Origin of the sequence: Shouchella rhizosphaerae, assembly GCF_036700015.1 — a bacterium.
In the GTDB taxonomy this organism is placed as follows: Bacteria; Bacillota; Bacilli; order Bacillales; family Bacillaceae_D; genus Shouchella; species Shouchella rhizosphaerae.
The window spans coordinates 2,701,883-2,720,696 of record NZ_CP144921.1 but is presented as its reverse complement, the minus strand read 5'-3'; the positions used below and the strand labels follow the sequence as shown (position 1 = coordinate 2,720,696).

The 18,814-nt window shown below is 44.3% G+C and carries 23 protein-coding genes; 6 read left to right on the top strand and 17 right to left on the bottom strand.

What is annotated here, in order from left to right; all coding sequences use genetic code 11:
* Window positions 1–16 precede the first annotated feature (16 nt).
* From V5G21_RS13460 to acpS, 9 genes are all read right to left on the bottom strand, one after another.
* Window positions 17–1,033 (bottom strand): PP2C family protein-serine/threonine phosphatase, encoded by a 1,017-nt coding sequence (locus V5G21_RS13460; protein ID WP_011245668.1) that lies wholly within the window; start codon window positions 1,031–1,033, stop codon window positions 17–19.
* Complete coding sequence (locus V5G21_RS13455; protein WP_035204968.1) at window positions 1,034–1,465, bottom strand: anti-sigma regulatory factor; 432 nt, start codon at window positions 1,463–1,465, stop codon at window positions 1,034–1,036.
* Window positions 1,466–1,467: 2 nt separating this feature from the next.
* Window positions 1,468–1,824 (bottom strand): STAS domain-containing protein, encoded by a 357-nt coding sequence (locus V5G21_RS13450; protein WP_011245666.1) that lies wholly within the window; start codon window positions 1,822–1,824, stop codon window positions 1,468–1,470.
* Between the two features lie 17 nt (window positions 1,825–1,841).
* Window positions 1,842–2,660, bottom strand: a complete 819-nt coding sequence (locus V5G21_RS13445) for an RsbT co-antagonist protein RsbRA (protein ID WP_011245665.1) — start codon at window positions 2,658–2,660, stop codon at window positions 1,842–1,844.
* 269 nt (window positions 2,661–2,929) lie between these two features.
* Window positions 2,930–3,280, bottom strand: a complete 351-nt coding sequence (locus V5G21_RS13440) for a type II toxin-antitoxin system PemK/MazF family toxin (RefSeq protein ID WP_011245664.1) — start codon at window positions 3,278–3,280, stop codon at window positions 2,930–2,932.
* A gap of 4 nt (window positions 3,281–3,284) precedes the next feature.
* Window positions 3,285–3,485: a hypothetical protein gene (locus V5G21_RS13435; protein ID WP_050748939.1), complete on the bottom strand. Its 201-nt coding sequence runs from the start codon at window positions 3,483–3,485 to the stop codon at window positions 3,285–3,287.
* A 142-nt stretch (window positions 3,486–3,627) separates the two neighbouring features.
* Window positions 3,628–4,860: an alanine racemase gene (gene alr, locus V5G21_RS13430; RefSeq protein WP_035204969.1), complete on the bottom strand. Its 1,233-nt coding sequence runs from the start codon at window positions 4,858–4,860 to the stop codon at window positions 3,628–3,630.
* A 145-nt stretch (window positions 4,861–5,005) separates the two neighbouring features.
* Window positions 5,006–6,028, bottom strand: coding sequence for a LolA family protein (locus tag V5G21_RS13425; RefSeq protein ID WP_011245661.1), 1,023 nt, complete (start codon window positions 6,026–6,028; stop codon window positions 5,006–5,008).
* A gap of 119 nt (window positions 6,029–6,147) precedes the next feature.
* The gene (gene acpS, locus V5G21_RS13420) at window positions 6,148–6,501 is read right to left on the bottom strand and encodes a holo-ACP synthase (RefSeq protein ID WP_011245660.1); all 354 of its coding nucleotides are present in this window, start codon (window positions 6,499–6,501) and stop codon (window positions 6,148–6,150) included.
* A gap of 123 nt (window positions 6,502–6,624) precedes the next feature.
* Here acpS and V5G21_RS13415 point away from each other — a divergent pair, with 123 nt between their 5' ends.
* Together V5G21_RS13415 and V5G21_RS13410 are read left to right on the top strand one after the other, a co-directional pair.
* On the top strand, window positions 6,625–7,386 hold the full coding sequence (locus V5G21_RS13415) for a rhomboid family intramembrane serine protease (protein WP_011245659.1): 762 nt from the start codon (window positions 6,625–6,627) through the stop codon (window positions 7,384–7,386).
* Between the two features lie 106 nt (window positions 7,387–7,492).
* Window positions 7,493–8,101: a YitT family protein gene (locus V5G21_RS13410; protein WP_035204970.1), complete on the top strand. Its 609-nt coding sequence runs from the start codon at window positions 7,493–7,495 to the stop codon at window positions 8,099–8,101.
* Window positions 8,102–8,127: 26 nt separating this feature from the next.
* Here the strand turns inward: V5G21_RS13410 and V5G21_RS13405 are convergent, their stop codons facing one another.
* Together V5G21_RS13405 and V5G21_RS13400 are read right to left on the bottom strand one after the other, a co-directional pair.
* Entirely contained in the window at window positions 8,128–10,011 is a 1,884-nt protein-coding gene (locus V5G21_RS13405; RefSeq protein WP_011245657.1) for an LTA synthase family protein, read from the bottom strand.
* 192 nt (window positions 10,012–10,203) lie between these two features.
* A complete protein-coding gene (locus V5G21_RS13400) occupies window positions 10,204–10,956 on the bottom strand; it encodes a M15 family metallopeptidase (protein WP_011245656.1) in 753 nt (250 codons plus the stop codon).
* Between the two features lie 335 nt (window positions 10,957–11,291).
* On the opposite strand from V5G21_RS13400, the gene V5G21_RS13395 reads away from it, so the two are divergent.
* The 3 genes from V5G21_RS13395 to V5G21_RS13385 all read left to right on the top strand — a co-directional run bounded on the left by V5G21_RS13395 (window position 11,292) and on the right by V5G21_RS13385 (window position 13,597).
* Window positions 11,292–11,600 carry a hypothetical protein gene (locus V5G21_RS13395; protein WP_011245655.1) on the top strand — a complete coding sequence of 103 codons (309 nt, stop codon included), beginning with the start codon at window positions 11,292–11,294 and terminating at the stop codon, window positions 11,598–11,600.
* 92 nt (window positions 11,601–11,692) lie between these two features.
* The gene (locus V5G21_RS13390; RefSeq protein WP_082111996.1) at window positions 11,693–12,325 is read left to right on the top strand and encodes a YesL family protein; all 633 of its coding nucleotides are present in this window, start codon (window positions 11,693–11,695) and stop codon (window positions 12,323–12,325) included.
* Between the two features lie 120 nt (window positions 12,326–12,445).
* Window positions 12,446–13,597, top strand: a complete 1,152-nt coding sequence (locus tag V5G21_RS13385) for a DNA glycosylase AlkZ-like family protein (protein WP_011245653.1) — start codon at window positions 12,446–12,448, stop codon at window positions 13,595–13,597.
* Between the two features lie 42 nt (window positions 13,598–13,639).
* Here V5G21_RS13385 and V5G21_RS13380 read toward each other — a convergent pair whose 3' ends face one another.
* Genes V5G21_RS13380 through V5G21_RS13370 form a run of 3 tightly spaced genes read right to left on the bottom strand, consistent with a single transcriptional unit; the run spans window position 13,640 to window position 16,415 of the window.
* Complete coding sequence (locus V5G21_RS13380) at window positions 13,640–14,383, bottom strand: sugar phosphate isomerase/epimerase family protein (protein WP_035204971.1); 744 nt, start codon at window positions 14,381–14,383, stop codon at window positions 13,640–13,642.
* A gap of 11 nt (window positions 14,384–14,394) precedes the next feature.
* Complete coding sequence (locus V5G21_RS13375) at window positions 14,395–15,432, bottom strand: Gfo/Idh/MocA family protein (RefSeq protein WP_073305745.1); 1,038 nt, start codon at window positions 15,430–15,432, stop codon at window positions 14,395–14,397.
* Between the two features lie 14 nt (window positions 15,433–15,446).
* Window positions 15,447–16,415 (bottom strand): sugar phosphate isomerase/epimerase family protein, encoded by a 969-nt coding sequence (locus tag V5G21_RS13370; RefSeq protein WP_035204977.1) that lies wholly within the window; start codon window positions 16,413–16,415, stop codon window positions 15,447–15,449.
* 174 nt (window positions 16,416–16,589) lie between these two features.
* Here V5G21_RS13370 and V5G21_RS13365 point away from each other — a divergent pair, with 174 nt between their 5' ends.
* Window positions 16,590–17,441, top strand: coding sequence for a PRC-barrel domain-containing protein (locus V5G21_RS13365; protein WP_338464819.1), 852 nt, complete (start codon window positions 16,590–16,592; stop codon window positions 17,439–17,441).
* A 224-nt stretch (window positions 17,442–17,665) separates the two neighbouring features.
* Here the strand turns inward: V5G21_RS13365 and V5G21_RS13360 are convergent, their stop codons facing one another.
* From V5G21_RS13360 to V5G21_RS13350, 3 genes are read right to left on the bottom strand one after another with little or no spacing between them, the layout of a single operon-like run.
* Window positions 17,666–18,058 (bottom strand): Na+/H+ antiporter subunit G, encoded by a 393-nt coding sequence (locus V5G21_RS13360; RefSeq protein ID WP_011245648.1) that lies wholly within the window; start codon window positions 18,056–18,058, stop codon window positions 17,666–17,668.
* Entirely contained in the window at window positions 18,036–18,311 is a 276-nt protein-coding gene (locus V5G21_RS13355; protein ID WP_372513881.1) for a Na(+)/H(+) antiporter subunit F1, read from the bottom strand. The genes V5G21_RS13360 and V5G21_RS13355 overlap by 23 nt, the downstream gene beginning before the upstream one ends.
* 8 nt (window positions 18,312–18,319) lie before the next feature.
* Window positions 18,320–18,802 (bottom strand): Na+/H+ antiporter subunit E, encoded by a 483-nt coding sequence (locus V5G21_RS13350; RefSeq protein ID WP_035205531.1) that lies wholly within the window; start codon window positions 18,800–18,802, stop codon window positions 18,320–18,322.
* Window positions 18,803–18,814: the final 12 nt, after the last annotated feature.

Here is an 18,814-nt window from a genome sequence, read left to right as displayed (position 1 = left end):
CCGGCCACTCCTATTTTTAAACGGTCCTCCGCAAAAGAATAAGCGTAAAATCATCACGTAATACAAAATCTTGGATTTTTACAAGTTCCTCATAAACGCGGTTGACCGTTTCTTGGGCAGGTAAATGCATATATTTACGAATTAATTTCGTGATTTCTTCCCGCTCAATAAATTCGTCGCCTATGCGGCATTCTGTTACACCATCAGACAAAAGCACAATAAAATCGCCTACATCCAAATGGCGGGTATATTCTTTATATTTGGTTTGCCGGGACACGCCTAATACGAGCCCTTTGGCGTGCAATTCTTCAAATGCATCGTTGGCCACGCTGTAAAAAAAACCTGGTTCGTGGCCTGCACCTGAATAGTGGAAATCACCAGTTGTTCTGTTATAATACCCGTACATCATCGTAATAAACATGCTGTCTCCAACGTTTTGGGCAACAACACGGTTTAAATTTTCAAGTAAAAGCGAAGGTTGGAGTTGCTGCTCTGACGGCAAACTGTCCATCGCATATTTGATCATAGACATGCAAAGAGCCGCAGGCACGCCTTTGCCAATAATATCGGCAATAGCCATACCCAGCCCTTTGTCATCTTCATGTACATAATGGTAATAATCGCCGCTCATTTTCTTTGCTGGTTTACAAACAACACCGACATCAAGAAATTCTGTTTCTGGCTTTTCTTGCGGGAGCAGAGTCTGCTGCATACTAGCTGCGACATCAATTTCTGATTCAAGTTCTTGCTGTCGGTTCCTCAATACTTGATGTTCTTGATAAGCAAGCCCATATCCCATCATGACTTCCAATAGGAGAACAAACGAATCTTGAACTTGCTCGTCCAATTGAGGGAGCATTTCTGTCAACACTTTAAAATGGATGCTGACAAATTCTTCAGGCGAAATTTTTTGCTCCAACAAAAACTTGCTTACTTTTTGCGCCTCGTACAGACTTTGTTCCGATTTGTTCTCTAAAAAGTCTTTCAAGATGCGCTTATAGGAAAGCTGTAACTTATAGTCTACAACAGACATCTATCTCACATGCCCCCTCATTTGGGCCCATTTTGTTGCCGTGATCGTTGTTCCTACGCCTATTTCTGAATCAATTGTGAATTCATCCATAAGCCTTTTCACGCCAGGCAAACCTGCCCCTAGGCCGCTGGAAGTCGTAAATCCATCTACCATTACTTGCCGTATATCTTGAATGCCAGGACCATCATCTTTAGCAATCACACGGATGCCTTTGATGATCCCGAGGTTGGAGGGTTTCTCCACCAATTCAAGGCGAATTTCTCCCCGCTTCGCATACAAGTAAATGTTTCTTGCTAGTTCAGAAATGGCTGTCGTGATCCGAGCTTGATCAACACTGCCAAAGCCGATTTGGCGTGAAAGGTCGCGCCCTGCCTGCCTAGCAGCGACGATTCCCCATTCATTTTTCACTTCCACACAGGATTGGATGTCCATCTCTAACCCTCCAATTCCTGTTGCAAGCTTGCGAGTCCTTGTTCAAGATCTAACGCGGTTGAAACACCTTCTAATTTGATTCCCATATCAATTAATGTAATAGCAACAGCAGGACGAATGCCGGTCAGTACGACACGAGCCCCCATCAAATTGGACATGTCGACAACATCGCCAAGTACTTTGGCAATGAACGAGTCAATCATATCGACACTCGTTAAATCAATAACGACTCCTTTTGAACCTTCTTCGTGGATTTTTCTAAGCAAATCTTCCTGAAATTGGAGGGCAGTTTGATCATCTAACTCAATTTGGATGCTGATTAATAAATATTGTTTGAGCTTAAGAATTGGAATCCTCATTGCATTTCCACCTTCCATCATAAATCGACCACTTTCTTTCCTGTCATTTCTAAGGCCAACACAACCCCTTTGCGTAGTGTGCTCTGCGTTGGAAATCTAGCCAAGTCAATGCCCAAGTTGACAATGGTCTGGGCAATTTCAGGACGAATCCCCACTAATACAGCCTTCGCTCCAATTAAACGGACAGCTTCGGAAGCTTCAATGATATGTTGGGCAACCATTGTATCGACGACCGGGACACCTGTAATATCAATTAAAACGACTTTTGAGCGGTGTTCGATCACGCCTTCAAGCAAATTTTCCATGATCAGTTTCGCTCTCGCTGTGTCAATCGTCCCGATTAACGGCATCACCGTAATCTCTTCAAAAACAGGAATCAGCGGAGCGGATAACTCTAACAGCGAAAGCTTTTGCATTTCGATCGTATATTCCCAATTCCCTGCATAATCGTTTACAATTCGATCCGTCCGTTCATCAATCCATTCATTTAATTCCGCTAACATTTCCACAGCCTGACTTTCTTTTACATCAGACGCAATTACGAACCTTTGGCATACCTTCCTAAACAAATGCATCGATTTTGAAAATAAGATTAGTGAACCGCCATTTTGAATAAAACGGTCGACATGCTCTTTTAATTCCGCATAATAACTGTCTTTATGCCCTTCAGCCGTAGACAGCACCAATTCCATTAGTTTTTTGTTCGTATGTTCAAACGCATCGTTAGGCTGCGTTTGCAAATCACTCTCTGAACGAAGCTTCGCCCATTCTTTTCCCCATTCCTCAATAAGTCTTGTCCGGTTTTTTAAAAGATAAGAAGCAATAAACGATTGCATAGCCTTCCCCTTTCACCCTGTATTTCTCTACTGCTATTATTTCATGAGTCGAGATCCCATGCAAAGATTAATCGTTTCCAGCGATCGTTTTTCTCAGTGTTTGACAATTCCACATTTTAAGGAATCGTTCTTATAAATGGCAAATAAAAAACCCTGTACGAGTGCTGTCCCCAGTTAGGGTCACTACGATGTACAGGGAATTGCCTGAAAAAAGATTCGTGATGCACACCAAATAAATGGTTGCCACGCTTTCTTTTATCCTCAAATGTCTAAAAATCAATTAATCCCAAACTGATTGTGAGTGCCTTGTCAACAGACCTCATCATTTTGTCGTCAAGATGGGTAATTTTATCTGTCAGTCGTTGTTTGTCAATCGTGCGTACTTGCTCAAGAAGAATGACCGAATCCCGGTCGAACCCATATTTGCTCGCATTGATTTCCACATGTGTTGGGAGTTTTGCTTTTTGGATTTGGGCTGTAATAGCTGCTACGATCACTGTCGGGCTAAATCGGTTACCGATATTATTTTGTATGATGAGTACAGGCCTGACCCCACCTTGTTCTGAGCCGACAACGGGGGAGAGATCTGCAAAATACACATCGCCGCGTTTGACTATCACATCGCTACACCCCACTAACGAGACGCGTCAGCGTATGATTCGCTTCCTCCTCAGCAAGAAAGGCTTCTGATGCAATTGTAAGATTGATTTTCGCCATCTCCATATAGCCTTGTTGCATTGACTCACGAATTTCAGCTTTTAGTTTTGCACGCTTATTGCTGTTTTCTTCGTTGTCCCACTTTTCCTGCTCAAGCACAGCATCCACCTCATTTAATCAGTGTAAGGCCTATTTAGGCAATTCGTTTCTACGTCCGACATTTCGCCGCAAGTTATACATCATTTATCATAGCATTGCCAATAGGTCTTTGCAAAGCTCTTTTTCAAAATCTTGCTTTGCTATTTAGCCATTATCCATTCTGTTGGTCATTTTTCCCTTGCTCTTCTATTTTATGCATAACCCTTGATTCTATTTGCACAGATTGATATTTGCCGTTTTTTACGTAAATACGGGGCAAGCGAGGATTGAGCATACAGGCAGCTTCATAATTAATCGTATCAAGCCGCTTCGCGACGTCATCAAGCTCAATCTGCTCTTGGCCGTCTTTGCCAACAAGAGTAACTGTTGTACCATTTGGCACTGGCTCAGAAAGTTCAATCATGCATTGGTCCATACAGATTCTCCCTGCAAAGCGCGCTGTTTGCCCATTGACGAGTGCATACCCGCCTTTCGTGCTGTTTTGCCTTGCCCAGCCATCAGCATAGCCAATTGGCAACGTCGCAATCCATGTCGGTGCTTCTGCTTGATAAGTAGCTCCGTAACTGACAGCGTCCCCTTTTTGAATAAGCTTCGTGAAAACTGTTTTTGTTTTTAGCGATAAGGCTGGAATAAGCTTAAATGGCAGTGCTTGTTTTATTTCTACTGAAGGGGTGAGCCCATACATGGAAATGCCGAAACGTACCATATTGTACATATCGCCTGGATAGCGCATGCTTGCTGCACTATTGCCAGTGTGGATGAACGGAATCGAAACGTTTGCTTCTTCCAATTTGTCAACACATGCTGCAAACCGTTCTTGCTGTTTTCGGTAATACGTATGATCGAGCTCGTCAGCAGTGGCAAAATGGGTAAACAGCCCTTCAACAACACCGATTTTTTGCGCAGCACAGACAACCGCCATCGTGTTTTCAACCGTTTGTTGGCCTAGGCGGCCCATGCCCGTGTCCATTTTGACATGGATACGGAGTGGATCGTTCGGTGATTTTGCCAGAAACCGTGTAGCCTCTTCTAGCCATTCTTGCTCAAATACAGTTACCGAAATCCCCTCAGACCGGGCAAGCTCTGCATTTTCTGGGCGTGTTTTACCAAGGACAAGGATCGGCGCCTGAATGCCTGCCTTTCTTAGTTCCAATGCCTCGTCTAATAAAGCAACACCAAGAAAGGTCGCTCCAGCGGCAAGCGCCTCCTTAGCAACGGCTATAGCCCCATGGCCATAGGCGTTCGCTTTCACAACTGCCATAATGGCGACATTGTGGCCTTGGCTTTTATAAAAGCGCGCTAGCGACGAAACATTGCTCGAAATTGCATTCAAATCAACCTCAACCCATGTATCCCTAAAGAAAGGGAGTGCCGTTCGATCCATCTAATTACCTCCAGGACAGTTCACATTCTCACCCTAGTATAAAAGCTTAATGGAAAATTGTCGAACGGTGTTTGGCAACAACGTGCCTTTGTTTATATATAAAAAAGCCACGAGTTCGCTCGTGGCTTCAGACTGTAGACAGTGGTTACTTTTCGGTCGTGGCGTAAACAGAGCGCGCCACATCGGCCATCTCTTCTTCTGACAAGCTCTCTGAAATCAGGGAGTAGTCGATGCCTTCATGGGACCACATAATACGGTCAGCCGATTGGATTCCAATCGTGAAACCGAGGTCAACGGGTTCTCCCTTTACTAAATTTAAGGGCGCTGTTGTCGCTGGGACGATCGAGCTCTTCTCTTGAATCAGTGTAAAAGGCTTATCGCCAGAATATTGTTGCACATAAGCTGTACGCTCGCCTGTTTCGACGGTCTCCAATTTAGGCTCACTATCGACTCCATCTGGGATAAACATCGGGTAGCGAATCGAAATTTCTTCCTCTTCTTCAGGAGTAGCCATTGTCGGTTCGGACATTTGTGCGCCATCCATTGTTTTTTCTGTATTAAAGTCTTCATTCGACAGCTCTGGATTTCTCTCGAATTCAGTAAACGTCAAGTCGACTAAAACATTGTTATCCGCATCCATAATCTTAACGGAAACTGGCGCTAAATCTTTTTTATTCAGCCGGATTTCTTGGCTGTTTAAGTTTTTGTTTTGATACGTTGTCGCTGTTTTAAAGACATAATGGTTTTCGTCTTGTGAAAACATGACATCAGCGTCAAGGCTAATATCCTTTAAAAGCGATTCATACAGATAAGCTTGGCTGCTCGTTTTGGGCCAATCGCTTTGGAAACGGAATGTTTTGTTTAGCGCTGGGGTCAAAACGAAAACGCCGTCGTCATTTTTTAAGATGATTTGACTTTGTTCGTTTTTCGCATTTTTTAAATCAACTTTGTAATAAGCGTTATCTTTTTGCCACACTTCTACATCATACGTCTGTGGTTCTTGGCCCGTTTCCAGCACCATCGTCGCCTTTGACTTGTAGCTCTCCGTGTTTTCTAGGGCCTCTTCTACGTCGTTTAAAACATCCTCTTGCGACTTTTCTCCACACGCTGCCAATACGACTACCATTAGGACAGCAACCATGGCCAGCCATGATTTCGTCTTCTTCATGCCTACCTTCACCCCTTCGGCTCACTTTAGGCATGGACGGCGAGTCCATTGCCCTGTTGCTGTAAACTATATGAGCCGAATGACGGCAATATGCAGACGAGTATTGACAAGTAGCATTTTTATGTTTCAATCACGACTTGTGCAGCAGCGTATTCTTTTGAATGTGTAATGGAAAGATGGACACGGGCACTGTCGTCGTTTACCACAATATACGGTTTTCCACTGCCTTCAGTGCGGATTTCAATATCATGCCAGGAAAGGCCGGCGCCAATTCCAGTCCCTTTCGCTTTCGCAAATGCTTCCTTTGCAGCAAAACGGCCTGCCAAATATTCAATTTGGCGGTTCGGCGCTAGCTGTGCCATTTGGTCTTGTTCATAAGAAGTCAATACCCGGCCTGGGAATCGAGGCTGTCTCGCAAAAGCAGCCTCAATTCGCTTTAGTTCAATTAAATCAATGCCAATGCCAACAATCATTTGCACACCACCTGTTTATCATTCTGTCCGGTTATGCGGCACAAGGCGCAAGCTGCTATAATGAGACTAGTTCATGATGGTCATGACACCTTACACGGCTAATCACCAAAAAGGGGGAATCCCATGTTTCACCGCAACGAAACCTTTTCGAGCTATATTCGCAACTACCCTGTGATCACCGCCATTATAGCAACCAATGTGATCATTTATTTCCTCTTCCTCATTATACCTTACGGGGGCTGGCTTCACTATTCTGGGATGGGATGGAATGCAGCGATTCTCGCAGGCGAGTACTGGCGCCTCGTGACGCCGATCTTTTTGCATGGCGGGCTGTTCCATTTGTTTTCAAACATGTTCGCTTTGCTCATTTTCGCTCCTGCCCTTGAAGTGATGCTTGGAAAACGAAAATTTGTCACCATTTATCTCATTTCAGGCGTATTGGCAAATGTGGCCACTTTGTTTTTGGAATCGCCAAGCTATACCCATGTCGGTGCATCAGGCTCCATCTTTGGCTTATTTGGCGTCTTTTTGTTTATGTACCTTTATCGTAAAGATTTAATGGATAGCCAGTCAGGGCAAACGATTCTTCCGATCATTGTCATTTCTGTGATCATGACGTTTGTCGGCTCCCATATTAACATTTTTGCCCACTTATTCGGGCTGTTATTTGGCTTCTTGCTAGCACCTTCCTTTCTAAAAGGAGCTCGTCCTTTTTATAGCCAGCAAACGACCAGTCGTGTTCGCCGCGCTTATTTTGACGACGATGAAATCCAGTTTAACCCTCAGCGCTGGAAACGTGCGAATAGCAATCGGAAACTGAAAAAAGTGTTGTGGGTGCTTGCAGCGATTATTGCCATTATCCTATTGGGAACGATTCAGTTATAAGGGGCTTTGTGCCCTTAAAGGCTCATACACATCACCCGTCATAGCGATACGTTTGTCCGCATAGAATGAAAGAAAGCTTGGCTACTGAGTGGGTGAGGGTGATAGGGTGATAAAAGGACTTCGTTACGTAATAGTGTTGTTTGTAGGCTGTTTGCTAATTAGCCTTGGGATTAACTTATTTTTTGTTTCCTACCATTTGCTAGACGGCGGCATTATTGGCGTCGGATTGATCGCCCATTACATCTGGGATTTTCCAGTCGGTATGACCATAATCGTCGTCAGCATTCCCATTTACATTCTTGCTTGGATATACTATAGGCCGTTTTTTTACAACTCACTGGTAGGCGTCATCGTTTCTTCCTTAATGATCGATTACTTTGCCGCTTACATACCGGCTACTCCCCTTTTGCCTCCACTTCCTAGCGCCATCATCGGTGGCCTGATGCTCGGCATAGGCGCTGGTATTATGTTTCTCCTAGAAATTAGCACTGGGGGTTTTGACTTGCTGGCGCAGATGATTGCTGCTAAAACAAAATGGAATGTTGGTGTTTTAATTGTCGGTTTTGATTTAGGAGCAGTCGTAGCTGGCATTCCCATTGTGACACACGATGAGATCATCTTATCCGCAATTGCCGTCATTGGTACTGGCTTTGCTACCACTGTGATTACAGCCGCCGGCGGCGTGAATGGCCATGGCAGCATGTCAGCGAAATAAAAAACCGTCGCATACGCGACGGTTTTTTATTCTTCAGAGCGATCAAACATATCGTTGTCTGGCTCGAAAAAGCGAAGTAAATCACCATAAATAATTTTATCGGAGTACTCTAAGTCTGATTGCGCACGTGGGATAAACTCTTCACAGCTTGATGGATCTTCCATCTCTTCTCCTGTATGTTTGTCATAACACGTGTTGCTGGCATACACAAGATCATCCGTGATAAAGTTGCCGTTACGTAAAACCGCATAAGACTCATGTTCTGGCGAAAACAAGTCGCTGCCAAACTGGATGTCCTCTTTTGTCGACAGACCGAGCAAATGCATGAGCGTTGGCTTAATGTCAATTTGCCCGCCGACTGTGTCAAACGTTTCCCCTTCATGGCCCGGAATATGAATGATCAGTGGGACACGTTGAAGCTGGACAGAATCGAATGGGGTAATCTCCTCTTTGTCGAGGTACATCGCCATTGCCCTGTTATGGTTGTCAGAAATTCCGTAATGGTCTCCATAAAGGATAAAGATGCTGTCTTCATATAGGCCGGCTTCTTTTATATCCTCAAAAAACTGCTCCACTGCATAATCCATATAACGGACAGTCGGAAAGTAACGGTTTAACGTGCCGCTGTTCGAATCGTATTCCTCGATCATTTTGTCTTCCTCGCCCAGTTCAAATGGAAAATGGTTTGTCAGCGTAATAAACTTTGTATAAAATGGCTGCGGCTGTTCCTTGAGCAAGTCAATCGACTGTTCAAAAAACTCCTTGTCTTTTAAGCCCCAACCGACCGAATTTTCTTCCGTTACTTCATAAGAATCCACGTCAAAAAAGCGGTCATAGCCGAGTGTGTTATAAACGACATCACGGTTCCAAAACGTTCGGTTATTGGCATGCATGACAGACGAGTAGTAGCCATTCTCCCCTAAAATTTCCGGCAACGCATTGTAGTCATTTTGGGCATGGGTAAAGAACACGGCTCCACTGCTTCGGCCAAACAGCGAATTGGCAACAATAAACTCAGAGTCCGATGTTTTGCCTTGTTCCGTTTGGTGGTAAAAATTCTCGAAATAATAACTTTCTTCTTTTAATTGGTTTAAAAACGGCGTGATTTCTTGTCCATAAACATCGTTGTCAATGACAAAACTTTGCAGCGACTCAAGAGAAATCATAAACACATTTTTGCCTTCAGCCACGCCAAATAAATCTGGGTTTGGCTCTTTATGGTTTGCCTGTGTATAGTTTTTCACTTCGACAATGTCGGAACTATCGGCTAATACACGCTGTGCTCTCGATTGTGATTGCAAAAAGACGTCGTAAATATGGAAGTTAAAAACGCCGATGTTTTTAACGATCATATCCCTGTCAAAAGAGCGCGTAAGCAGTTGTGGACGTTCTGTTTGCGCTAGGGATAGATTCCCTAAGAATAGCAAGATCGCCAAAGCAAAGATCAAGCTAGGTTCTCTTTTTAAGCGTCCCACTACAGGCACTTTTTTACGTGCGACCAAAATCCAAAGTACAGCAACATTTGTAAATAAGAAAACATCCCAAAAGCTCATCAGTTCAAATACGCTGCCCGATAAATCTTGCATATTGTTAGTTTGCAGCAGTACAGGAAGGGTCAAGAAGTCAGTATAGAACCGATAAAACAACAAATTGACGTACAAAATGAGTGAACCGACAAACGATAGGACGACAACCATGATGTTGCGCATTCTGTTTTTGAATAACAGGGCAATCCCTAAAAGCAGGACAGACGAACTGATCGGATTAATGAGCAGTAAAAATTCTTGCATCATGTTATCGGCAGGGATCGCAAACGCGACTTTGTAAAGCACGTACGTTGTAATGGTTAGCAACGCGACAGCCAGCCAATAAAATGTCAGTCGCCTGAAGCCGGCTTTAATTTTTGTCATGAATTTTACTCTCCTCTCATGAACTTTGCGTTTAAAACTACTTCCGCCTAACTGTTATCTATTTGGCGGGCCAGAAAACGGTTTTATCTATCATCAAGCAAAAACAGTCATTTGCCATTCAAGCAATCAGTTTATCAAAATTTCTGCTCCTTGAACATAGTTCCTTTGACATACCGAACTTTCACATCGTTTTTACAACTTCTTGACATTTTCTAGATATTCTTCAAGGGTAATAAAGTGGTTGTAAATGTCGTTGGCCACATCGCCCACATAGCGCAAGTGCCATGGTTCATAGCCGTACCCTGTAATTCCTTCTTTTTCGGCCGGATAGCGTATAATAAAGCCGAACTGGTGGGCGTGTTCCGCAACCCACTGCCCTTCTGCCGTTAAACCAAATGCCTCAATCAAGCCATAATCGACAGAAGCGCTGCTAATATCCATCGCTAATCCCGTTTGATGTTCACTGTGCCCTGGCATGGCCACTAAATCTTGGTCTTCTCCTTGATTTTCCAGCGCTTCTTCATATAAAAGCTCTTGCCGTTCATATGATCTAAAACCTGATATGGCAAACAGGTCATAGCCTTCCTCTGCTGCGGCAGCAAACAATGCTTCCAAAGCTTCGGCAGCTTCCACCCTGAGATAACGCCTGTCATCTTCCTCATCAAAAGGAAAAGGAACATTCGGTATGGTTAAGTCGCCAGGTCGATAATCTTCGGGAAGACGGTAGTCTTTATTGACGTTGACCACAATATTGTCCGGATTCATAATGGTCATTTGCCCATTTACGACCTCGGTTTCGTTAAAATAACGCTCTTCTAAGAAAAAAACAGGTGCAGAATCGCCGCCTTTTTTCATTTCCTTTTCATGTAGTTGCGGATGAGAATCGCCTCCACAAGCTGTCATAACCACGAGTGCGCAAACAAAAGGGATAACAAGTTTGAGCATAGTCCTACCTTCCTCAAAGGTTTAATTTCTTCACTATAGCACAGCTCGTCCCGATAGAAAATCCCCTTCAGGTAGGATTTATTGACGATCATTCAACGGTTTGCCATAAGCATAGACAGGGTATGGCTTGGTTAATTGTTCCGCTAGTTGTAAGCTTGGCATATCCATTATTGTATGTTAGAGATACAGGTTCTATGTCTTAGTGTGTCGCTTTCTGTTTTGATACCCAAAATTCTGAAAACGAAACACGTTCTTCCTTTTTTAAACCGTGTAGGTGTAAAAAAGGAAGAATCGGGTATCAAGAGGGAACAGAAAAAATTGGAGGGACGATTGCAATGGGCCGAAAACGTTATTTTGTTACAATTGATATGGCAATGATGCGCCTCTCGACCACAAAAACGCCTGACAACTCGATCCAATATGAGATCTATGCAACTGATGAGGAAGCAGACAAAATTAAAGCGCTGCTGGAGCAAATCCGATCTGAAGACTTTCGTGAGGAGCAAGTTTTTCAACACCCGTTCCAAGAAAAGAAAGCCGACCAAGAAAAAGAAGCCACACAAAATGAACTTCAAGAGTTGTATCAAATCATTTATGATTTAGGGACAATTGAAACAAAAGAAGTCGTGAAAGATTTAAAATAAGTGAGCGATGTAAAGGGAGCGGCAATTTAATAAGCCGTCTTCCTTTTTTTGTGGTACAATTAGGATAACGCTTTCAAAAGGTGGTTAGTGCAATGGAAATGAATGGATTCATGGGAGGGATTTACAAAGCTGCCGAGTGGATCATGCGGCTTGCCATCGTCAACTTGCTTTGGCTTGGGTTTACATTTGCTGGACTGATTGTTGGCGGTTTGTTCCCAGCAACACAGGCTGCCTTTGCCATTTGCCGCCAGTGGATTCGTGGAGAAACAGATATTCCTTTGTTTAAAACATTCCTTTCGTACTTTAAAAAAGACTATTGGAAAGTACAGCGCCTCGGCTGGATACTCGCCCTAATTGGTTTTGTCCTAGTCGTTGATGTCATGTTTATTTACAACCATACCAACCCTTATGTGACGATGCTCGCCATGCCGATTCTTCTTCTTTGCCTTTTGTATATATTAACAGCCGTTTACGCGTTTACGTTATTTGTCCATTACGAGATGCCCATTTTTCGCCTATTAAAACATGCAGTCCTTCATGTGCTTGTTCGTCCTTTTCTGAGCATAGGCATGCTAATTACATCATTTGGTATCTCTATACTCATGCTTCGTTTTCCAGGCGTTCTTCCTTTTTTCGGTGTGTCAGTCCCCGTCTTTTTACTCATGTGGTTTTCCCATACGGGATTTGTCCGCAACGAAGAAAAACAACGGAGCCAAGCGGCATAGCTTGGCGCTGATTTTGATGTGCCATTCTCACTGGGAAAAGCCTATATTGCCAGCTAACGCTCCTCCTCTATTTTTGTTTTTTGTCGCCTTGCATTTTCTATAGAAAGGACAGATCGTCCATTGCTTCTTATATCGAAAAAAACGGCACGGGCCTTTTTGCATAAAACATTTATTGCCACACGCTATTCAAGCATGCCCGACCTTCTTAATGGCTTGGAAGCGATTCAACTTGATCCTGTTGCGGTTATTGAGCGTAACCACCATTTGACTGCAAGTTTGCGAATGAAACGGTATGACCCAGCTGAATTAGAGCAGCTGCTTGAAAAGCAGCAAGCATTCGAATACTACGCCCAAGCTGCCTGCTTATTGCCGATCGCCGACTTTCCCTTGTTTGAAGATGTTCGGCAGCGGCTCTTAACAGCTTGCGCTTCCGATTTATCCGCCCACAAGGATGCCATTCGCGTCATATTCAACCGGCTGGCAACCGAAGGTCCTCTCGCTTCAAACGCCTTTCAAAGCGAACGAAAAGTGATTGGTGGTTGGGATACAAACAGCGCCTCCACTAAAGAAACGTCTCATGCCTTGCAATTGCTTTTCCTAACAGGGCAAATCCAAGTTGTAAAACGCCAGGGGGCGAAACGGTTTTTTGCATTAACGGAAGACGCGATTCCAAACCATTACTTGAAATCGCCTTTGTCGACACAAGAACGGACAAGGGCGTTACTCCTTAAATATGCTCGCGCGTACCGGTTATTTAGCGCTGACGATCCCCGTTATGGATGGCAGAAGCACCGAGCTGCAATGCGAAAAAAATGGCACGCACAGCTTGTTGAGGAGGGCGTCTTGACTGAAGTGGCGATTGAGGGCGTAAAACGGCCTTATGCCGTGCTTTCAACAGATGTGGACGAGCTGCTTTCACATAGCGACAACCAACCTAAAGGCATTGCCTTCCTATCGCCGCTAGACCCTCTTTTATGGCGGAGAGAACGTTTGCAAGATATTTACGACTTCCACTACCGCTGGGAAATTTACACGCCAAAAGCAGCCCGGAAAGTGGGCTCCTATGGAATGCCGATTCTCTGGCATGGAAAACTAATTGGCCAAATTTCGCCATTAATGAATCGGGAAACGGCTACTTTACATATTGAGAACATTGTGGTTGAGCCGTCATTCAAATGGACTCCAACGAGAAAAAAAGCGTTTGCCCACGCTTTGGAACAATTAGCCAAGCGTGTCGGCGCAAAACAAGTTGCCTATGATTGTTTATTATAGGTAAAAAAATGAAACGCCCACATGGCTTGGGCGTTTCATTTTTTAAGACAAGCGTTGTATGTTGTTAAAGCTAATTGAAATGCTTTCTAGAGGGGAACGCTCACAAATGTCCTGTTCGACAAAAAAGTAGCGAGCCCCTGCTTCTTTCCCTGCCTGGATAATGTCTTTTATATCCAATGTTCCCTCTCCAACTTCGGCAAACGACTTATCGGTTGCTTTCATGTCTTTCAAATGAACCATTGGCACACGTCCAGTGTATTGGTTCATGTAACGTTTGGCATCCACACCGGCAAACTCGACCCAGTACGTATCACATTCTAATTGCACATGTTCCTCTGTTGTCTGGCTTAACAACAAATCAAGGGCATACTCGCCATCGAATGTTTGCAATTCGAAATCGTGGTTATGGTAGCAAAATCCAATGCCAGCTTCTTTGCAGGCATTTCCAATCGTTTCAAGATCTTTCGCCAATTCGAGGTAATCGTCTTTTGCCTGCCGCTCTTCTGGCGTTAAGTATGGACAGACAATATATTGAACGCCGACTTCTTTATGGTAGGCAAGTACATCGTCAAGAGACTCACGAAGCTGAGCAAGAGGCACATGACTGGACCATGCTTCTAGACCAACTTCCTCTAACATTGCTTTTATCTCTGAAGCAGAGTGGCCGCCAAAACCTGCAAATTCGACACCCGCATACCCAATTTCTTTTACTTTTGCTAATGTGCCTTTAAAGTCTTTTGCCAGCTCGTCACGCAGTGTAAATAAGGCAATTCCCCATTTATCCATGCTTTTCCCCCTTATTTGATCGTTGCTACAGACACAAACGTTTTGGACTTCGTTGACTCCAGCGCTGCAAGGACAGTGCGTAGTGATTCCATTGCCGATTCTCCTGTAATGGAAGGCATGCGGTCATTGGCAATCGCATCAACAAACTCGTCAATCACACCACTTGCAACTTGGCCTCCAGCTTCATTGGTGGCAATTGCCCCCACTGAATACCTTTCAATGGTGCCATCGGCTAGCTTTACAACAACTTGGACATTAGGATCATCGTGGATTTCCAACACACCTTTTTCGCCGTAAATCGATGTCGTGTTGTCTTCACCTTTGTAGTACGTCCAACTTGCCGCCATTGTGCCAATGGCTCCGTTTTCCATGCGCAGTAACGTTGTCGCATTATCGTCTACATCGGCATCCTTATCGAGCGTCTCAACAAATGCAGCCACTTCAGCCACTTCTTCGTCAAAAAGCCAGCGCATTAAGTCAATCTTATGGACGCCTAAATCACCCATTGCCCCAACAAAAGCCTTGTCTTTTTGAAAGAACCATGTGTCTTTGCCTTGAATGCTCCAGGAATCAGGGCCACCATGGCCAAATGTCGTTTTAAATGTTAACGGCTTGCCGATTTTTCCAGATTGCAAGATTTCTTTCGCTTTTACATGGGGCGGCATAAGCCTTTGATTGTGCCCTATCATCAACTTGACATTGTTGGCTTTAGCGGCGTCAATCATTTGTTGCGCTTCTTCAATCGAAGTAGCCATTGGTTTTTCGCACAATACATGGCAACCTGCGTTTGCTGCATCAATCGACACTCGTGCATGGTCCACATTTTGTGTACATACACTAACTGCATCCATTTTTGCCTCTTTAAGCATCGCTTCGTGGGAGTCGTATACCTGCTTGACTCCATATTGATCAGCGAGTTTTTGGGCGACTTCGATGTTTAGGTCACAAAAAGCGACCAGTTCTACATTTGGATTGGCCGCATATTCAGGTACATGGCGGTGGATGGCAATCGACCCACAGCCAACTACTGCTACTTTCAATTTCGACATTGTCTTTTTCCTCCTTACAGCCACCACATGTCTGGAGCTGGCTCTTTCATTAAAACTTGCTGCAAATTGGCAACGGCTTTTTGGAAACCTTCGTCAATGGACATTAGCCCATCTTCATGTTCAATGCTGACTGCCCCGTCATAACCTACAAGGCGCAGAGCACTAATAATATCCGCCCACGTTTTCAGGTCGTGCCCATAGCCAACTGAGCGGAAGTACCAAGCCCGATCTTGCATATTTGCGTAAGATTGCATATCAAGTAAACCGTGCATATTGACATTTTCTTGATCGATGTACGTATCTTTTGCATGGAAAAAGTGGATGGCGTTATGCTTGCCTAGAATTTTAATGGCTGCAACTGGATCGATTCCTTGCCACCATAAATGGCTCGGGTCTACATTTGCGCCAATCGCTTCGCCACACGCTTCACGAAGTTTTAACAACGTCGCTGGCGAATGCACTAAAAAACCACCATGCAGTTCAAGGGCGACCTTGACATTGTGATCAGCTGCATATTGGCCCCATTCGCTCCAGTAAGGGATCAGTTTTTCTTGCCATTGCCATTTCAATATATCTCCATACTCGTTCGGCCACGGGGCGACAGGCCAACTAGGCTGCTTTGCGCCTTCATACGCGCCTGGCGTTCCTGAAAAAGTAGTAACGGTTGGCACTTCTAGCTTTTCTGCCAATTGGACTGTTTTCACAAAGGCATCATGCGACTGATTAGCAAAATCGGCATCTGGCGTTAGGGCATTGCCATGGCAGCTTAAGCTAGAAATCGTCAAACCGCGATCCTCTACTGCCTTTTTAAACGCTTTCAATTTCGTCTCATTTTCGAGTAGTTCGCCTGGATTGCAGTGCGCGTTCCCAGGATACCCTCCTGTACCAATCTCGATTGTTTCTAGGCCAAGCGCTTTTACGTGGTCTAGCATTTCTTCAAACGGCTTTTCCGAAAATAGGACAGTAAACACGCCTAATTTCACTTTTACCCCTCCTCTGAGATCGATCTCATATTAAATGATAACGCTTTCTAGATTATTGTACTTCTTTTGCTGTTCGATTTTAACCCCTTTTTTTGATTTTCCTAAAAAAGATTTGCGTTTGGTCTACCTCGAAAACGGCTATACGAACATTAATACGAATTCTGGAGGGAGAAAATGATGCTGATCCATGCAAAAACGCTCGAAAAGTACACGATGCGCGCCACCGATGGGGAACTTGGTTCACTTGCTGATTTTTATGTGGATGCAGACACGTTGCACCTTCGCTACTTTGTTGGAGATACACGCACTTGGTTTTTTGGCGGTAAAGTCCTCTTAAGTCCCCATGCATTTTCGAACGTGGATAAAGAAAACATGGCCATCGACGTTGATGCGACGAAAGCTCAAATTAAAGATAGCCCGAAGCCAGAAGAACATGCACCCATTAACCGGAAATATGAAAAGGAACTGAACGAGCATTATGGCTGGCCACTTTATTGGTTTGGGCCCGCAGCCCCCCTCAATCAAACATATGGAGCCGGTTCTCCAGCAAGTGCGCCGCTAATCCCGCCTGTTCATATCCCAGAGCGCAAAAACCCGGAAGGCACAGCCGATGCAATACGGACAGGTGCAAACGAAGCTCAAACAGAAGCACAATACCAAGAACAAACTCGCCTATTTAGCCTGGAAGAGCTAACAGGGTATACCATTCATGCCAAGGGCGGCAAAGTCGGCAAAGTCGTAGATTTCATCATTGAAAAAGCAGTTGACTGGCTTGTCCGTTATTTTGTCGTTGATACAGGAGGTTTTTTGCAGCGGGAGCTTGTGCTCGTCCTCGTGGAAGACGTCGAAGAAGTTGCTTGGCATGACCATGCGATCCTTGTCAAGACGAGTAAAGCCCAAATTGAGTCGGCACCTGCCCATTCACAAGAAAAAGAGCTGACAAAAGAGGATGAAAAAACCGTTTATGAGCATTATGGCAAAACGCCACATTGGAAACATGAGGGGAGTCTAGGCAACAGCCATTAACCCTTTGCACTTCCACAAAAAAGAGCCGTCTGTCAAAACAGCAGCCCGAACGCTAGATTCATTTAAACACTTGTCAGCCGATAAGTGAAGGCGAGAAAAGAGGCGAATAGAACAGGGGTCACCTTGCATAGGAAACGATTGTTCAGTTCAAAGCAGCTGACCGAGACAAACGCTAGTGGATCGGGGCGTTTGTCTACAGTCTAAAGGGGCGTGCACACGCCCCATTATTTATTTGCATCCGTGTGCTCAACTGGTTCGTTGTAATTTTCTTTGTTTAAAACTTCCTTCAGTTCATCTTCTACGCTTTCTTCCGTAAGTGGTACTTTAGACCGATATGCTGCACGCGTAATCAAATGTCCCGCCACCGGCGCTGTTAAGAACACAAATACAATGCCGAGTATGAGGCGAATGCTAATATAAGCGTCTGCAAGCCAAAAATAGATAAAGCAACCTGTCAGCGTCAACAAAACGGCAAGCGTTGCACTTTTTGTGCCGGCATGGGACCTTGTATACACATCAGGAAGGCGGATAATGCCAATCGCGCTAATCACACTCATTATCGCACCAACAATAATCAAAATAGAAGCCAGCAGTTCACCGGTTACGCTTGCGTTCAATAATGACACCCCTCTCTATAAACTTCGAGAAAGCAATGGTGCTAATAAACGCGAGAATGCCTATAATTAAAATAACTTCCAAAAACGCTTTTGTATCAAGGATAATCGACACGATCGCAGCAATCGAAATTAAATTGACGCCAATCGTATCCAAGGCAACGACACGATCTGGCATCGTCGGCCCTTTTATAATCCTGAACGCACAAATGCCAATAGCTACTGCGAAAAGCACAAGAGATGCGACCATCGCCATTCCAAACATTATCGCGTCACCTCCATAATCGCTTTCTCAAATGTAGTCATTGCCCGGAGAACCGAATTTTTAGATTCGGGGATGTCCATCGCATGGATGTAAAAAACATCATTCGATGGGGAAATTTCAATCACGACAGAACCAGGCGTCAACGTAAGCAAAAGTGCTAAGGCCGTTATCTCTACATCACTTTTTAACTCTGTTCGATACGTAAAAATTCCCGGGGTGATTTTAAGTTTTGGGCTTAAAATTTGCTTGATGAGCACGACGCTCGAGTAAAAGAGCTCACGGATGAAAATGAACAACAGTTTCACTACCGCAAACAGCCTATGCAAATAAAATTCGTTAAAAAAGAAACGGCGCATCACATAAAGAATGCCGATCCCCACTAAATAGCCGGCAAAAAACGTTGAAAAGTAAAACTGGTCCTCATCTTGCAATAATACCCACAGAAAGGCAATCAAAATGTTTAGCAAAAGCTGTCCGAACATCGAACCACCCCC

What these genes read in the sequence shown, in the direction of transcription:
- V5G21_RS13425 (WP_011245661.1), bottom strand. Translation starts at nt 6,028, where the DNA reads ATGAAGAAGACGAAATCATGGCTGGCCATGGTTGCTGTCCTAATGGTA.
- V5G21_RS13355 (WP_372513881.1), bottom strand. Translation starts at nt 18,311, where the DNA reads ATGGCGATGGTCGCATCTCTTGTGCTTTTCGCAGTAGCTATTGGCATT.
- V5G21_RS13365 (WP_338464819.1), top strand. Translation starts at nt 16,590, where the DNA reads ATGATGCTGATCCATGCAAAAACGCTCGAAAAGTACACGATGCGCGCC.
- V5G21_RS13405 (WP_011245657.1), bottom strand. Translation starts at nt 10,011, where the DNA reads ATGACAAAAATTAAAGCCGGCTTCAGGCGACTGACATTTTATTGGCTG.
- V5G21_RS13375 (WP_073305745.1), bottom strand. Translation starts at nt 15,432, where the DNA reads ATGTCGAAATTGAAAGTAGCAGTAGTTGGCTGTGGGTCGATTGCCATC.
- V5G21_RS13390 (WP_082111996.1), top strand. Translation starts at nt 11,693, where the DNA reads ATGGAAATGAATGGATTCATGGGAGGGATTTACAAAGCTGCCGAGTGG.
- V5G21_RS13395 (WP_011245655.1), top strand. Translation starts at nt 11,292, where the DNA reads ATGGGCCGAAAACGTTATTTTGTTACAATTGATATGGCAATGATGCGC.
- V5G21_RS13455 (WP_035204968.1), bottom strand. Translation starts at nt 1,465, where the DNA reads ATGGACATCCAATCCTGTGTGGAAGTGAAAAATGAATGGGGAATCGTC.
- V5G21_RS13445 (WP_011245665.1), bottom strand. Translation starts at nt 2,660, where the DNA reads ATGCAATCGTTTATTGCTTCTTATCTTTTAAAAAACCGGACAAGACTT.
- acpS (WP_011245660.1), bottom strand. Translation starts at nt 6,501, where the DNA reads ATGATTGTTGGCATTGGCATTGATTTAATTGAACTAAAGCGAATTGAG.
- V5G21_RS13350 (WP_035205531.1), bottom strand. Translation starts at nt 18,802, where the DNA reads ATGTTCGGACAGCTTTTGCTAAACATTTTGATTGCCTTTCTGTGGGTA.
- V5G21_RS13400 (WP_011245656.1), bottom strand. Translation starts at nt 10,956, where the DNA reads ATGCTCAAACTTGTTATCCCTTTTGTTTGCGCACTCGTGGTTATGACA.
- V5G21_RS13380 (WP_035204971.1), bottom strand. Translation starts at nt 14,383, where the DNA reads ATGGATAAATGGGGAATTGCCTTATTTACACTGCGTGACGAGCTGGCA.
- alr (WP_035204969.1), bottom strand. Translation starts at nt 4,860, where the DNA reads ATGGATCGAACGGCACTCCCTTTCTTTAGGGATACATGGGTTGAGGTT.
- V5G21_RS13460 (WP_011245668.1), bottom strand. Translation starts at nt 1,033, where the DNA reads ATGTCTGTTGTAGACTATAAGTTACAGCTTTCCTATAAGCGCATCTTG.
- V5G21_RS13450 (WP_011245666.1), bottom strand. Translation starts at nt 1,824, where the DNA reads ATGAGGATTCCAATTCTTAAGCTCAAACAATATTTATTAATCAGCATC.
- V5G21_RS13415 (WP_011245659.1), top strand. Translation starts at nt 6,625, where the DNA reads ATGTTTCACCGCAACGAAACCTTTTCGAGCTATATTCGCAACTACCCT.